We start from the raw sequence: 15,499 nt of genomic DNA, 5'->3' as shown, positions 1-15,499 counted from the left end.
CAACAAAAGTGTGTGCTCCCTACCTTTATAAAAAAGGAAAAGATGGGATTTGAACATTACGACATATTTGTTATAGGTACAGGAAGTGCAGGAAGACAAGTTGCAACACGTTGCGCAGAGGCGGGAATGAAAGTAGCCATTGCAGATAATCGTGAATATGGCGGAACGTGTGCAAATAGAGGCTGCGATCCCAAAAAAGTATTACTCAACGCTAGCGAAATTATTGCTCGCACCTCGCACATGGCAGAGGTAGGAGTTACAGACGTAGCTACTATAAACTGGCAAGCGCTGCAAAAATTTAAAGAAAAATTTGTTTCTGCAATGCCTGTAAAAACAGAAGATTCTCTCGAACAAGCTGGGATTACCATGTATCACCAGTCTCCAGAATTTATAGAAGAAGGATTACTCATTGTAGAAGGCAAAAAGGTTACTGCAGATAAAGTGGTAATTGCCACCGGACTTATCCCAAGACCACTTCACTTTAAAGGAGCTGAGCTTTTTAAAACATCAGACGATTTTCTTGAGCTTCCAGAGCTTCCAGAAAGCATCATCTTTGTAGGTGGAGGTTATATCGCCATGGAATTTGCTCATATTGCTGCTCGATGCGGTGTAGATGTCACAATTGTAGAACGCGGAGAACGCGTGCTAAAAATGTTTGACGAGCAAATCACAGACCAGCTCCAGAAAGCATCTTCAGATATAGGAATTAAGTTCATTTTTAATGCAGATGTAATAGGGGCGGAAATGCTTCAAAAAAATACACGTGTCTATTACAAGCAAGACGGAAAAGAGCATGAACTAAAAGCCGAAATGGTTTTTAATACTTCTGGACGTGTTCCTTCTATTGACATGCTCGCCCTTGACAAAGGTAACGTGGAAGCAACCTCCAGAGGAATCAAGGTGAATAAATACTTACAGAGCGTCTCTAATCCTAATGTGTATGCATGTGGTGATGTGGCAGATAGTGGCTCTTTACCATTAACTCCGCTTTCTAGTTTAGAAGGAAAACATGTAGGGATACAACTCGCAACCGGCGAGCGCAAAGCATATACCTTTCCTGCGATTCCTACCGCGGTTTATACCACGCCACAACTCGCTATTGTAGGTTTAACCGAAGAACAAGCAAAGGCACAAGGAATTGAATACAAAGTGCTAGAAGAGCATGTTCCAGACTGGTTTAGTATAAAGCGTCTTAACTCACCAGACTATTGCTACAAAACCATAAAAGGCCCTAACGATGAAATCTTAGGCGCAGAGATACTTGCACCAGAAGCGAGTGAGATGATTAACCTATTTGCTATGGCAATACAGCAAAAGATGACTTGTACACAGTTTAGAGAAACGATTTTTGCATATCCTACGTTTGCTAGTGATATGCAGAGTATGGTTTAATTATCAAGAAACCGTTCCTTGAATTTTAAATGAGGAGCGGTTTCCTTATTCTTAAAGGCGTGTAACATTGTAATTACTAATAATACTACTGCTCCTAATAATGCATAATAAGCAATGCTTTCATGCTGATCTTTATGTCTTATAAATATCGCGACAAGTGCCCACACAGCTACTAGTGCAAACTCTCGCATATTGCGCATCCACACCATAAGTACGTTTATAAGTACTGCAATTGTGATCATCACCATAGTCCATACTACTTCATTAAGCGGTCCTCCGGTCCAACCTATACTTGCAAAAAAGGCGGAAAAATTTGCAATAGTTGCTACTGCAATCCACCCAGAATAGATGCAAATAGGCCACCACACAAGTCCTATAACTTCAATAGGAGCATCCCATCGTTCCATATTAGTACGCGAGATTACTAGTATTAAGCTAGACAAAATTCCTAGCATGATAAGTACAGATAATCCTATGTAGTCATACGTAAAGGCAACCACCCATGCCGCATTAAGAAAGTTTGCAATAGCAAACCACCAGCCAGTTTGTATAATGAATGGTGATTCTTTTTTACTGAAGAAAGCGCGTCGTATTTGAAAAAGTGAATACCCTAATAGCATTAAGAAAATGACACCCCAGATAGAAAATGCATATCCTGCTGGCGTAAACAAATTCTCATACTTATCTGAAGCTTCACCTATCGTAGTATTATTCCAGCGCTGGGCTTGTGAAAGTCCGTTTACTGCCAGTACCAATAACACAGAAAGAAAATTTACAATCGCATAGGTCTTTTTCATAATCACTGATTTTTAGTAAAGTTACATAGGCTACTATCTTCAAACACCCATAGCTACTGCTAAAATATTCACAAAACCAAGGCTTTGCTTATCCTAAAATCTCATCTGCAAATTTCTCGCAAAGTGTAAGCGTATCTTGTACGTCGTCAAAAGTTGTACGCGGATTAATTAAACACATACGCAGCACTACTTGCTTATTAAGTATCGTAGTTACTAGTTGAGCCTCACGAGATGCTGTTACCATACCAGAGATTTTCTGGTTGAGTTCATCTAGTTGCTTCTCTGAAAATTTATTTCCTAAGGGATTGTACCTAAAATTAATAATCGCAAGCGTAGCAGGTGATACAATCTCCCACTTTTTACTTTTACGGAGTAGCTTTTCGGTCTTTTCGGCTATTTTGATGTTATATGTAATGGCATTTCTAAATCCTTCTAGTCCAAAAGTTTTTAAAGACATATAGAATTTAAGTGCTCTAAAACGTCTTGTTAGTTGGACACCGTGATCATAAAAATTAATCTCAGATTCATTACCTTCTATATCTCTTAAGTACTCTGGCTTCTCAACAAAAGTACTTTTCAGGTATTTGTGATTGCGTATTAACAAGCAACCCATCTCATAAGGTTGGAAAAACCACTTATGCGGATCTACAGTAAGAGAATCTGCTTTTGAAATACCTTTCAAAAGTTCCTTTCCGTTTTTTGCAAGAATCGCCGCTCCTCCATATGCTCCATCTATGTGGAACCAAAGTTTCTCTTCTTTACAGATTTTTGAGATTTCAGTAAGAGGATCTACTGTTCCCGTATTTGTAGTTCCTGCGGTAGCAATTACACAAAACGGATTGTATCCTTCCAGTCTATCACGAGCGATAGCACTACGAAGTTTTATAGTGGAAAATTTAAACTCTGAATCTGTTGGGATTAATCGTATTTGATCTTTCGTAAAGCCTACGATACGTAGCGCCTTAATATTTGATGAGTGTGCTTGATCTGAAAGATAAATAACTGCATTTGCAAAATCTTCTCCGCACATCACACGACGAGCAGTAACAATGGCAGTAAGGTTTGCCATAGATCCACCACTTGTAAAGATCCCTCCTCCTTTTTTTACTGGAAAGCCAAAAATCTTGAGTAACCAACTTATGGTTACAATCTCTAGCTCTGCTGCAGGTGGTGATTGTGACCAGCCTCCAGAAAATATATTAAATCCTGTAGCTAGCGTGTCAGACATAGCACTTACGTAGTTACTAGGTCCAGGGACAAATGAAAATGATTTAGGATGCGTAGAAATCGCACTTTGTTTCATCACTTTTTCTATCACAAATTCAAGTACTTCTTGTGGGTCTGAAGCTTTTTCTGGCGCTTCTTCTAGAAACATCTTATCCATTTCTTCGCGAGTTCCAGAAGCCAAAGGAAACTTACTATTTTGTGTGTCAAAATGTTCTACTACGGCATCTACAATACGGTATCCGTAGGCAGTCATTTCTTCTTTTGAAAGCTCTAATTTGTCTTTATCCATCACCTGTTGTATTAAGGCTGCAAAGTTAGACTATTGCTCAGACCATTAAAAATGTGTGCCGTGGTAATTAAAAAGAAGATTGCAGGAACTAGTATTTCCTCATGATGCTGCACATAAATTATGCTATTAAAATTACTTCATTTGGAGTTAGTACAAATACCTCATCTCCTTCTTCTGGTTCTAGTAAATAATTACCTGTAAAAGTTCCAAAGGCTGGTAATATGAGTTGGCTTTTCTTCTTGAAAAAACAAGGCATTTTTAGCGCTTGTCTTCCCATACCCTGCAGTCGAACTCCTGGGTGAATATGACCACAAAAATTATATAGCCCATCTCGTTCTTCAGGATGGTGCGTGAGTAAAAAACCATCAATGATTCTTTCGTCATAAATTGTAATGCCCAGTCCTTCAAATCGTAATGGAGAGATGATGTCATGATTTCCAATCACCAGCGTGAATCTAACAGTTTGATCACTTATCCATTTTTCAAAATAAGCCCATTCTATATTAAGATCAGAGTGAAATAAGTCTCCTAGAAAGCAAACCTCCTTAGGGTTGTAATAAGCAATTGCTTTATCTAACTGCTCAAAATTAGTTTGTATCGCCTCTTGAGGAACGGCACTACCATGTTTTCTAAAATGAGCTACTTTCCCAAAATGCACATCGGCGATGAGTAATACATCTTGCTCCTGCCAGTACATTGCGCCAGTAGGGTGTAGTAAAAATGTATTATTGGAAATTGTAGTTTGAGTCACTTTGTAAAGTTACAAATGACGCTACTTCTTTTACAACTTCCCCGTATCTTTATCATGTGCAAAATCAATACGATTATATTATTCTAGGTGCTGGTCTTTCTGGACTAACAACAGCGCTTCGTATGGCAAGAGATCCTTTTTTTAAAAATGTGTCTATTGCTATCATCGACCAAGATCTTGATAAAAAAAACGATCGCACTTGGTGCTTTTGGGAGATTACTCCAGATCTGTTTGAAAGTGTAGTTTCTTACTCTTGGCCATCGGTACTAATTAAAGGAAATAAACAAAGTACGACCATAGACATATCTCCATATACCTACAAAAAGGTGGAGAGTGAACAATTGTACGCTTTCGCGAAAGCGGAATTATCGCAACATAGCAATATCAAATTTATACAAGGTAAAGTAACACATGTCTCTGAAAAAGAAAACGGAGCAATAGCAAAAACTGTTGATAATGAATATCATGCTACCACAATTTTAAATAGCATTTACAAACCAAAGCAATTAGAAAATCAGCAAAAAGTTGTGGTATTACAACAGCACTTTGTAGGCTGGTTTGTAAAGACTGATAAGGCTGTTTTTAATACTAAAGTAGCAACGTACATGGATTTTAGCATACCTCAAAAAGGTAATTGCAGATTTATGTATATACTTCCTACTTCTCCTCAAGAAGCACTTATAGAATACACGCTTTTCTCTAAAGATTTACTTCCTAAAAAAGAGTACGAAGAAGCTATAAAGGATTATTTAAATAATCTTGGAGTAACAGATTATGAAATCACAGATCGAGAATACGGGAGTATCCCTATGACCACTTATAACTTTGCTCAACACAATAGCAAGCATGTGCTACATATAGGTACCGCAGGCGGGTGGACTAAAGCGAGTACAGGATATACATTTAAACATACCTTGAAAAAATCTGCGGCGCTTATTGACTTTTTAAAAAGTGGTAAACCTCTAAAAAATTATAGCCTTAAAAATCGCTGGACTTTTTATGATGGCGTATTGCTTGAAGTTCTTGCTGCGCACAATGAACGTGGTGCAGAGATTTTTACACGCATGTTTAAAAAAGGAAAAACCGCACATATCTTTAAATTTCTAGATGAAGAATCATCCTATAAAGACGAGCTTGAAGTTATTTTAAGTGCGCCTAAAATTCCTTTTATAAAAGGAGCATTTGAGGTGTTATTTAAAAAGTAGTAGCTTATTTATTTGAAAAGATGTCTACCAGACCATCGAGTGTATCGACAGTATAATCTGGCTTTTGAGCTAGTGGATACATTTGTTTGCCTGGCCTGCTTATAAACGTAGTTTGCATTCCTGCTTTTTTTGCACCAGTAATATCCCAACCGTGAGCAGCAATCATCATAGCATCTTCTGCTTGTACATTCAATTTTGAAAGTGCCCAACTATAAACTTCTAAGCTAGGTTTAAAAGCTCCTACAGTCTCGCAACTCAATAATGTATCAAAATTATCCTTTACACCAGCAAATGCTAACTTCTCTGCTAGTCCAGAAGTTGATGAATTTGTGAGCGCAACGAGCTTGAAGCCTTGATCCCTGAGTGCCTCTAATGCTTGTTTTACCTCTTTATAAGGCATCAAACTTTTAAAAGGCTTAATTACCGCATCTTCAGCTTGCTCCTTTGTAATGGTAATGTCATTGCCTGCGGCTACCATTTGCAATGCCGCGACACCTATCTCGCTAAAATCTTTATAATCTCCTGTTACATTTTCCACCAATGAGTAATGTAATAACGTGCTAAACCATAATGGCACAAGCTCCTCTCTTCCATTTAAAACAGTAGTGATACTTTTTTTTAAAGCTGTAAGCTCTAAAAGAGTCTCGTTAACATCAAAAAATAATACGGAAGGCGTCTTCATAACATTGTTTTGCTGCAAAGTTAGTCAGTGCTTTACACAATGTATCTTAAAGAAATAGTAAGGTTATACTAAGAAAGACGTTAAATACCGCGTTCTTTTTGAATCTGCTCGTAAGCTTCTTGCACGTTTCTAAACTTCTCCTCGGCACCCTTTCGGTAGGCTTCATCCATGTCCATGAGTTTATCTGGATGATATTTTTTGGCCATGGTTCTAAAGGCTTTCTTCACCTCATCATTACTAGCAGATTTATCTATTTCAAGTATTTTATAGGCACTGTCTGCTTTCTTAACAAACATATTTTTGATACTCTCAAAATCTTGATGGTTGATTCTAAAATATCCTGCAATTGTACCCAGGACATTTACCTCTGGCTGACTTATTTGACCATCTGCTCCTGCGATGCCAAATAAGAAGTGTAAAATCTGTAATCGCACCTCATAACGCGTTCTTGCATTAAGGTATGTACATATATTTGATGCCGAAATCTCACGATTTTTAATCACATCATTAAAAGTTCTAAAGGTTGCATTTGCTCGCTCCTTTCCATATGCTCTCACAAAGTAGGCTCTAGCATAGTCTAGCTCTGTCTGGCTTATTTTTCCATCTGCCTTGATCACGATAGATGCGAGTGAAAGCAAATTAAGTTCAAAATCCCCAGGCGAGACATTCTGCTGTGTGGCTTGCTCAAAAACATCTTTAAAGCGTTGCCCACGAGATCCACCTTCAGATGCTCCCTTATTTGTACTCATCATCATGTCTATCGCACTACCGATAAAGTAGCCTATGACAGCGCCAAAAAACCCACGTGCCAAAAACCAACCTACTACGGCTCCTATATATTTAATCATATGTACTTTTCAATCTTTTAGAACTGCAAATCTACGAGTTCTTAAGATTAGACGAGAGCAAATTCTGTTTGTTACGCTTTTGTGCCATAGTTACAGCTTGTTATAAAAGCGGTAGGAAATAATTGTAAGAATCTGCCATATTTTCCGTCATACAAAGGAGGAACACTTTTTGTACCTTTGTTATCAAAATATATTGATTATGTATCCACCAGATTTAGTAAAACCTATGCGTGAAGACCTTACCAGAAATGGCTTCACAGAATTACATACAACAGACGATGTACACGCTGCAATGAAAAAAGAAGGAACAACTCTTATGGTTGTAAATTCTGTTTGTGGTTGTGCTGCTCGTAATGCACGTCCAGCTGCTGTACATGCTACAGTAAACGGGAAAACGCCAGACAACTTATTTACTGTGTTTGCAGGAGTAGACGGCGAGGCAACAGATCTTGCACGTTCTTTTATGGTGCCATTTCCTCCATCAAGCCCTTCAATGGCTCTTTTTAAAGATGGCGAGTTAGTACATATGCTAGAGCGTCACCACATTGAAGGTAGACCTGCAGAAATGATTGCAGAAAACCTTATGGATGCTTTTAACGAGCACGTAAAGTAGTCTGTAGACTTTAGTCGCTAGACGGCAATAAAAAATAAGCCACTCTTTTTAGGGTGGTTTTTTTATGCGTATGAATGTTGTTTTCAGTGCGCTTTCGCGAAAAAGTAACAATTCAAACTGCATAGTTTTGCCATAAGTAACCTTGTAGGTATGAATCAAACTGCCGACATTTGAGATTATAATCTATCCTATTCCTTCTAAAGATGACACACGAACACCAAGAACTCATAGACAACACCATCACCTTTGTAAAAACCACCCTTGCAAATGCCGAAGGTGGTCATGACTGGTTTCATATAGAACGGGTGTATAAAAGCGCCGTAAAGATAGCTCAAGGAGAAAAGGTAGATCCTCTCGTTGTAGCGCTTGGCGCGTTATTACATGACATTGCAGATTCGAAATTTTTTAATGGTGATGAAACTATTGCTCCTAAAATGGCAACAGAGTTTTTGTTAAACCAAAACTGCGATAGTACCGTGATTGAGCATGTCGTACAGATTATAAAAAACATCTCTTTTAAAGGAGGAAATAAAGCGCAAGCGTTTACATCTCCAGAGCTTGATGTAGTACAAGATGCAGATAGACTAGACGCAATAGGAGCCATAGGGATTGCACGTACCTTTAACTACGGTGGGTTTAAAAACAGAAAACTCTATGATCCAGCAATAGCACCTCAGCTAGCTATGACAGTAGAGGAGTATAAAAAAAGTACCGCTCCTACCATCAATCACTTTTACGAAAAGCTGCTACTATTAAAAGATAGAATGAACACAAAAACTGGTAAGAAAATGGCAGAGAAACGCCACCATTATATGGAAGGCTTCCTAGCCCAATTTTATGCCGAATGGGAAGGATTAAAATAGCAGATTACACCTCATTAAAAACCCTGAATGTCAAATGACATTCAGGGTTTTTTTATTCAAATTTTCGCGAAAGCGTAAAATATAATCTACTTTTTAAGTGCAACTACTTCTTCTTGTTTTAAGTGCTCTGCAAAGAAGCCCATCATTGCTTTATACAATTCTAACGTGTTTTCTTCTTTCCCAAAACCATGACCTTCATCATACTTTACCATGTACGGTACCTCAACTCCGCGAGTTCTTAATTGCTCTACAATCTGGTCTGCCTCGTCTATATTTACGCGAGGATCATTTGCTCCTTGTACCACAAACAGTGGTTTTACAATCTTATCTACATGTAAGGCTGGAGAAATCTCATCCATGATTTTCTTCTCATCTGGCTTGTTTGGATTGTACCAGATGGTATGCAACATATCACGATACTTCTCCCAGTACGCCGGGATAGTTTCCATAAAAGTATGCAAGTTACTTACACCTACATAATCAACACCACAAGCATATTTTTCTGGTGTTTTGGTCATTCCACGTAGCACGGCATATCCACCGTGACTTGCACCGTAAATAGCAACTTTATCTTTGTCAATCTGTCCAAGGGAAACTGCATAATCAACACCATCTTCTACATCATCCATCGCTTTACGACCTATTTGTCCAAAACCAGAGGTGTAAAATTCCTTACCATATCCGCCAGAAATTCTAAAATTTACTGCTAGCGTAGCATATCCACGGCTAGCAAATAATTGTGCTTCTGGGTTAAAGCCCCAGCTATCACGTATTCCTTGCGGTCCTCCATGCGGATTTACAATCATAGGTACTTTTTGACCTTCTTTTACCCCATTAGGCATGGTAAGATACCCGTGTAAAGTAATCCCATCACGACTCTTAAAAGTAATAGGAGTCATTGCAGCCATATCTTGCTCCTCAAGCTGAGGAAGAATTTTATACAGCAACGTTACCGTATTCTCCTCCACGTCATAGAGATGATACTCACCTATAATGCGATCGCTCGTTACCACAACCATCATTTTACTCTCATCATCTGTGCGTCCTACCACATAAAAATCTTTATCGCCAAAATCTTTCTGCAAACGCTTCTGTACCTTTTTATAGGTATCACTTACAGGTACGATAACCGCTTTCTCACCATTGTGCGAAAAATAATCAATCTCGTAGTTACGCTTTCGCGAAAGCGTAATTCCGCTCACGTCATACGTCTCATCCTTGTACATGGTTGCCAGCACCTTATTTGCTCGCAAATCATAACGCTGGATCTCGATTTTATCTGTCTCAAGATTAGAAATCACATAAGCCGCATCTGGATTATCTGAAGCATAATCAAAACGACTGATACCGAAAGTTTCTCCAAAAGGGACTTCCATTATTTTTACAAACTCACCATCAATATTGTAAAGCAACTCCATGTCTACGCCATTGATAATTCTTGAGATTGCACGTAGCTTTCCATGCTTATCAAAATCATATCCTGCTACCGGTGCATCTCCCTCATGTGCGGTGTACAGCTTCTCAATAGCTCCCGTGTTGATGTTTAATTTGTAAGGCTCTTCTTGTGCAGGGTTGTCCTTATTCATCTGCACGATAACGTGATCCTTGTCCTCCTTAAGAACGGCCAGTACAGCTACGCGCACCTCATCAAAAGGTGTTAACTCTTCATTATCGCTGCCGTCTAGATTTACTCCAAAGAGATGGTAATTTTCATTACCTCCTTTATCTTGAGAATACACAATGCGATCTTCGCTCGCCCAGAAGTAGCTACGTATTAAATCTTCTTGCTGTTCTACAAGCTTGATTTCTTTTTGAGTAGTCGTATTTTTTAGAAAAAGATCTCTTTTTCCATCTTCTCTACGCTTCATGTACGACAAGTACTTTCCATCTGGTGAAAGTTTAAAAGCATACGCCTCTGGCGTCTGGAAGTAATCTTCTACTTTATATTTAAAATCTCCATCTTCTTGTGCAATTAGCTTTGCAAGTGCCTCGCTTGATGACGGTAATGATGTATTTCCTGGGAGTGTTTTTTCTGTTTTCATTAATTGTAATGGATAGTCAGCACCTAGCTGAGTGTAGGTTCCTGAGATGTTATCATTTGTAATAGTCCCAAGATACCTCATTTTTAGTTTTGCACTTGTTATAGAAATCTTATTTTCTTCAAGTGTGGCGCTATCCATAGCTATTCCAGACGCTCCTTGCATAGGTACATCCATGGTTGCCGTAAGATTGCCATCTACAGTTTCAAAATTATAAATAAGTTCAATTTCAACTCCTTGAGCAGTTATAGTCCCTGCATAAGATCCTGTGAGTTGTTGTGCGACTGCTTGCTGCGCACAAATGCCTATTAAGAGACTTATGATATACTTGATTATTGTGGTCATAATGATTGATATTAATAATTAGAAATATGAATAAGAAATAGTATCGCAAAGCTTGTTAAGACTCCTATGGCGAGTTTGCCCATTTGTGCAAATCGATCTGTGTTTATTGCTGGTTTCATAATTGTTGATTTTTGATGATTAGATGGTTAATTGATTTTATCTAGGAGTATGTATTAAGCGTCATCGCTAGTTGTTATCACTGCACCACACCATTTTTTATGGTAATAGTTTCATGTTTTTCTGCTCCTACAAACTCTAGTTTAAGAAGGTCAAGTTGTTCATAACCTTCTACTTCTTCTAGGAGTACTAGATTGAGACGCGCTACTTCCTTGTACAAATTATCGTAAGTACAATTTTTGAGTTCATATTCGGCTGTTTCGGTAGATACACCATCTTCTTTGCTAAAGTGGATCCCCTTTGTGTAGATAAAAGAAGTCACAGACTCGCACTCGCAGTGATCTAGAAGTACTGCTTGAATTGCGTCAGACTTATCTGCACTTAAAGCATCTTTTGCGCCGCTTATAGCTCCTGCGATAAATACCCCTGCAAATAATCCCACAACCAGTAAGAGTATATACTTAATTACTTTTTTTAATGATGTCATAATGTTCGGCTTTTAGAATTGATATGTGATTGATTTCTAAAACCAAAGATGTGTTAAGATTAACCTATATAAAAGAATAGCTACCCGATTTTAGGAAAATTAGGGCAGTATATAATCGCCGTAAAGCACTGCTACAACTGGCTTTAATGAATATATGCACGCTTTCGCGAAAGCAAAAAAATCCTCACCCTAATTTTATAAATTTAGGGTTTGATCATGAAGAAAAAGTGAAATTTTAAGCTGCCTCGTTGAGCTTTTTAATGTAGAATGAAGGAAGAAGTCCTGTATCTTTTTTGAAGTACTTTGTAAACGAATCTGCACTTTTATATCCTAATTCTGTAGCTATCGAACTAATGGTATAATTGCGAAATTTTGGATCTTGCTTCAATCTTTTGATAGCATAATTAATACGCAAATCATTTATGTAAGTGCTAAAGTTTTTACCAAACTGAGCATTAATCACCTTAGATAGGTATGTCGTATTCGTTTTAATACGCTTTGCTACATTAGGTGCGCTGCAGGCTGGGTGTAAGAAATAGTATTGCTCTTCCAATTTTTTAAGACCGTCTAGTATAAGTTGTGTAGTCTCTGGATTTACATCTGAGGTCGTTTGTTCTTCTAGCACCTCATCCTTAGTGTCGATAATATTTTCAGACTCCTTTGCCGCCGATATTTTAGCCTCAAGAATATTGAATTTCTCCTCATTTTCTTTCCTTTTTTTATTGCTACGAAAGAGACCGTAAATAAGTAAAAGTATAATAAGACCACCGGCTATACCTCCATATAGAAGTATGCTTTCTTTTTGAGATTTTTGTTTTGAAAGTTCATTAAGCTCTTTTTGAAATTCTTTAATTTCTTGTCTCCTAAAAGAGTTTGATAGTCCGCTTCTCAAGTCATTAGATTTGCTAGTGGTATTGAGGTGCTTCTCAAGAAAATAGTTTGCACTATCTACCATACCTATATTTTTATAAGCCTTAGCAAGTGTCTTATAATAGTCTACCATAAACTTCTCCTCTGCAGGAGTAACTGTATAGATTTTCAACCCACGATTTAAGACGTTAATAGCTTCTTTGTATTTTTTATTACCCAGATATATCGCTCCCTTGGTATTACTCCATCTCAAACTATCTAAGGCAGACTTTGGACGGCAGTATTCTGTAGATTTTTTGAGATAAACACTTGCTTCATCAAAGTTGTTTTTATCTACTAGCGTGTTTGCTTTAAGTTCAAAAGCGGTACTTATGTAACAGCTATCTACAGGTAAAAATATAATTTCTTCTGCTCGATCTATATATAACAATGTAGAGTCTAAGCGACGCGCATTGCGATGAGCCACAGCGATATTAAGATTAAAAGCTATTTTGAGTTCGCGTCTTGTAATTATCTTCTTATCTATTATAATATCCTCGTCAGATACACTACGCAATCCTCTTCTTAATATATCTATGGCACCGTCATAATCTTCCATGCTGCCTTTTATCCAGCCCAAAGCATTAATAATTCCATAAGCCGTTGCATAATCCTCTTCTTGATATGCTAGCTCTAGTGCTTTGTAATAAGAATCTATACTCTCGGTAATTAGAAAATTTGAATTATAAACGAGCGCTTTAGTAACATGAGCTCTAAGTGCCAGTTCGTTAAGCTTATTAGCCTCTGCAATAGTAATAGCTGTATCTAATGCAGCAATACTCTCTTCTACCTCTCCCTTGATTCCAATGAGAAAACCATAGCGGCCGTACCCAAAACTTATTTCCTCTTGGTTATTTTCCTTAATCGCTCGGTTTTTATGATACTTAGTAATCTCTATCGCGCGCAGAGTATCCTTTTGATCCTTTAGCTCGCTTAGTATAATCTCTCTCAACTCATCATAACTAGTGGTAGCAAGAGTGTCCTGCTGTGCAATAGCCGCAGAAGCACCGAGAATAAGTACAAAAAAAAGAAAAAGGTATAAAGACTTAGTCATATGGTATGAGTGTAACAAGGCTTAACAATGTTACAACATCTCAAATATAAGTAAAGCTTAGGGTATCCATTTACACAAACCGAACTACCACTTATCTGTTTCACAAAGGCATCCCTATTCTACAAAAACCTCATGCCTTATAGATCAGATCTGACAACCACTTAAAAATCTCTTGTTAGTTTCCGCTTTCGCGAAAGCGCAACAACCCCTATTAAACATTATATCCAATTGATTTTTAATATCTTTAGGAGAGATTCAAACAAGCAACCCTTATGAAACGTCGTTCCTTTCTTCAAAAAAGTGCTGCAGCCAGCGCTGCTTTTACTATCGTTCCTAGCTTTGTGTTAGGTGGAAATCATATACCTCCTTCTGATACTTTGTATATAGGAGCAATAGGAGTGGGTGGTCGTGGCGGTGGCGTGGTAAATGATCTTACAAACTATGGTAAAGTGAAGTTTGTAGCTATGTGTGACGTAGATGATAAGATGGGTGCTGCGAGCTATGCCATGCATCCTAAAGCCAAAACGTATAGAGACTTTAGAGAGTTATATGACAATCATATTAAAGAAATAGATGCTGTAATGGTGGGAACACCAGACCACACGCATGCTACCATCGCATTACCTTTTATGCATGAGAATAAACATGCCTATGTAGAGAAGCCTCTTACGCATAATATTTATGAGGCTCGCTTAATGGCAACCGTAGCACAACAACAAGGCATTGTAACCCAGATGGGAAACCAAGGAGCTTCTGGTGATGGGATTAGAGTAGCGCAGGAATGGATTAACTCCGGAGTAATTGGCACTGTCTCTCGTGTAGACTGCTGGACTAATCGCCCCGTTTGGCCACAAGGATTTAAACATATTACAGAAGGACATCCAGTGCCCGAAAACCTAGATTGGGATTTATGGTTAGGGCCTGCTTCATACCGTGCTTATAATGAGAATTACCTACCATTTAAGTGGAGAGGTTTTTGGGATTTTGGTACAGGAGCCATGGGAGATATGGGTTGCCACATTATGGAAACTCCATTTAAAGCATTAAATCTAGGCTTTCCTTATGAAGCCGAGGCTAGTTGCACGAGCATCTGGTCTGGTGATTTTGTGGAGGCAGATTATCGCGAGGCTTGCCCACCAAGTTCTATAGTACGATTAAAGTTTAACTCGCCTACGCAAGGTGACGTGGGCCTAAACTGGTATGATGGTGGAATTATGCCGGATTTACCTAGCGAACTAGGAGAGGGAGAGAAGCCAGGTGATGGCGGTGGTGGTAGCATTTTTTACGGTAGCGATGGCATTATGGTTACAGATACCTATAGTGCAAACCCGCGACTACTACCTAGCGAGCGTATGAACGATATGGCGGAAATACCGCAAACTATAAAAAGGGTAACCGCTGGTCACGCAGGAGAGTGGATTGAGGCCTGTATCAATGGCGGTACTACCTCATCACCATTTTCTTATGGAGGGCCGCTTACAGAAGCTGTACTTATGGGCAATCTTGCGATTAAAGCTTACCAACACAAAGAATTGAAAGAAGGTAAAAAATCAGGAGACTGGGATCCATATAACTACCCTGGTCGTCGTACGATTAAGTGGGACGGAGATAATATGCGTGTAACTAATTATGAGGAAGCAAATGCATGGGTGAAGCGTGACTATCGTAAGGGCTGGGAGTTATAATTATTTCATTTAAAAACAAAAAAATCCGCAATCATACAATTGCGGATTTTTTTATGGAAATGAATAAAATGGTCTATTTTGCTTTTTTCTCTCTCTTTTCTGCTTTTTTCTCTTTGGCAGTTTTAGTAGGTTCTTTCTTCACGTTCTTCTTTGAATCTTTACTCTTTGCCATAATACCTAATTTTAAATAGTTTTT

13 protein-coding genes are annotated in these 15,499 nt (G+C 38.4%); 5 read left to right on the top strand and 8 right to left on the bottom strand.

What is annotated here, in order from left to right; all coding sequences use genetic code 11:
- Positions 1-42 precede the first annotated feature (42 nt).
- A complete protein-coding gene (locus tag ACJJVW_RS07795) occupies positions 43-1,392 on the top strand; it encodes a dihydrolipoyl dehydrogenase family protein (protein ID WP_405251241.1) in 1,350 nt (449 codons plus the stop codon).
- On the opposite strand, the gene ACJJVW_RS07790 is transcribed toward ACJJVW_RS07795, so the two are convergent.
- The 3 genes from ACJJVW_RS07790 to pdeM all read right to left on the bottom strand — a co-directional run bounded on the left by ACJJVW_RS07790 (position 1,389) and on the right by pdeM (position 4,456).
- Positions 1,389-2,189 (bottom strand): tryptophan-rich sensory protein, encoded by an 801-nt coding sequence (locus tag ACJJVW_RS07790; protein ID WP_405251240.1) that lies wholly within the window; start codon positions 2,187-2,189, stop codon positions 1,389-1,391. The genes ACJJVW_RS07795 and ACJJVW_RS07790 overlap by 4 nt on opposite strands.
- A gap of 88 nt (positions 2,190-2,277) precedes the next feature.
- Positions 2,278-3,705 carry an aminotransferase class V-fold PLP-dependent enzyme gene (locus ACJJVW_RS07785; protein WP_339845839.1) on the bottom strand — a complete coding sequence of 476 codons (1,428 nt, stop codon included), beginning with the start codon at positions 3,703-3,705 and terminating at the stop codon, positions 2,278-2,280.
- Between the two features lie 118 nt (positions 3,706-3,823).
- Positions 3,824-4,456: a ligase-associated DNA damage response endonuclease PdeM gene (gene pdeM / locus ACJJVW_RS07780; protein ID WP_405251239.1), complete on the bottom strand. Its 633-nt coding sequence runs from the start codon at positions 4,454-4,456 to the stop codon at positions 3,824-3,826.
- A 56-nt stretch (positions 4,457-4,512) separates the two neighbouring features.
- Here pdeM and ACJJVW_RS07775 point away from each other — a divergent pair, with 56 nt between their 5' ends.
- On the top strand, positions 4,513-5,661 hold the full coding sequence (locus tag ACJJVW_RS07775; RefSeq protein WP_405251238.1) for a lycopene cyclase family protein: 1,149 nt from the start codon (positions 4,513-4,515) through the stop codon (positions 5,659-5,661).
- A gap of 4 nt (positions 5,662-5,665) precedes the next feature.
- Here the strand turns inward: ACJJVW_RS07775 and ACJJVW_RS07770 are convergent, their stop codons facing one another.
- Positions 5,666-6,343, bottom strand: a complete 678-nt coding sequence (locus ACJJVW_RS07770) for a haloacid dehalogenase type II (protein WP_405251237.1) — start codon at positions 6,341-6,343, stop codon at positions 5,666-5,668.
- An 80-nt stretch (positions 6,344-6,423) separates the two neighbouring features.
- The gene (locus ACJJVW_RS07765; RefSeq protein WP_013750523.1) at positions 6,424-7,191 is read right to left on the bottom strand and encodes a TerB family tellurite resistance protein; all 768 of its coding nucleotides are present in this window, start codon (positions 7,189-7,191) and stop codon (positions 6,424-6,426) included.
- Between the two features lie 199 nt (positions 7,192-7,390).
- Between ACJJVW_RS07765 and ACJJVW_RS07760 the strand changes: the two genes are divergently transcribed.
- Positions 7,391-7,804 (top strand): BrxA/BrxB family bacilliredoxin, encoded by a 414-nt coding sequence (locus ACJJVW_RS07760; protein WP_108877581.1) that lies wholly within the window; start codon positions 7,391-7,393, stop codon positions 7,802-7,804.
- A gap of 203 nt (positions 7,805-8,007) precedes the next feature.
- Positions 8,008-8,667 carry an HD domain-containing protein gene (locus ACJJVW_RS07755; protein ID WP_144782694.1) on the top strand — a complete coding sequence of 220 codons (660 nt, stop codon included), beginning with the start codon at positions 8,008-8,010 and terminating at the stop codon, positions 8,665-8,667.
- An 86-nt stretch (positions 8,668-8,753) separates the two neighbouring features.
- Here the strand turns inward: ACJJVW_RS07755 and ACJJVW_RS07750 are convergent, their stop codons facing one another.
- The 3 genes from ACJJVW_RS07750 to ACJJVW_RS07740 form a co-directional block, all read right to left on the bottom strand.
- On the bottom strand, positions 8,754-11,051 hold the full coding sequence (locus ACJJVW_RS07750) for a prolyl oligopeptidase family serine peptidase (RefSeq protein ID WP_405251236.1): 2,298 nt from the start codon (positions 11,049-11,051) through the stop codon (positions 8,754-8,756).
- A gap of 196 nt (positions 11,052-11,247) precedes the next feature.
- Entirely contained in the window at positions 11,248-11,655 is a 408-nt protein-coding gene (locus tag ACJJVW_RS07745) for a hypothetical protein (protein WP_405251235.1), read from the bottom strand.
- A gap of 235 nt (positions 11,656-11,890) precedes the next feature.
- Positions 11,891-13,618, bottom strand: coding sequence for a helix-turn-helix domain-containing protein (locus ACJJVW_RS07740; protein WP_405251234.1), 1,728 nt, complete (start codon positions 13,616-13,618; stop codon positions 11,891-11,893).
- A gap of 272 nt (positions 13,619-13,890) precedes the next feature.
- On the opposite strand from ACJJVW_RS07740, the gene ACJJVW_RS07735 reads away from it, so the two are divergent.
- Positions 13,891-15,303, top strand: coding sequence for a Gfo/Idh/MocA family protein (locus tag ACJJVW_RS07735; RefSeq protein ID WP_405251233.1), 1,413 nt, complete (start codon positions 13,891-13,893; stop codon positions 15,301-15,303).
- Positions 15,304-15,499 lie beyond the last annotated feature (196 nt).

The sequence above is a fragment of the Dokdonia sp. Asnod3-C12 genome (assembly GCF_045063975.1).
Taxonomy (GTDB): domain Bacteria; phylum Bacteroidota; class Bacteroidia; order Flavobacteriales; family Flavobacteriaceae; genus Dokdonia.
This window is presented reverse-complemented; position numbering and strand designations above follow the sequence as displayed.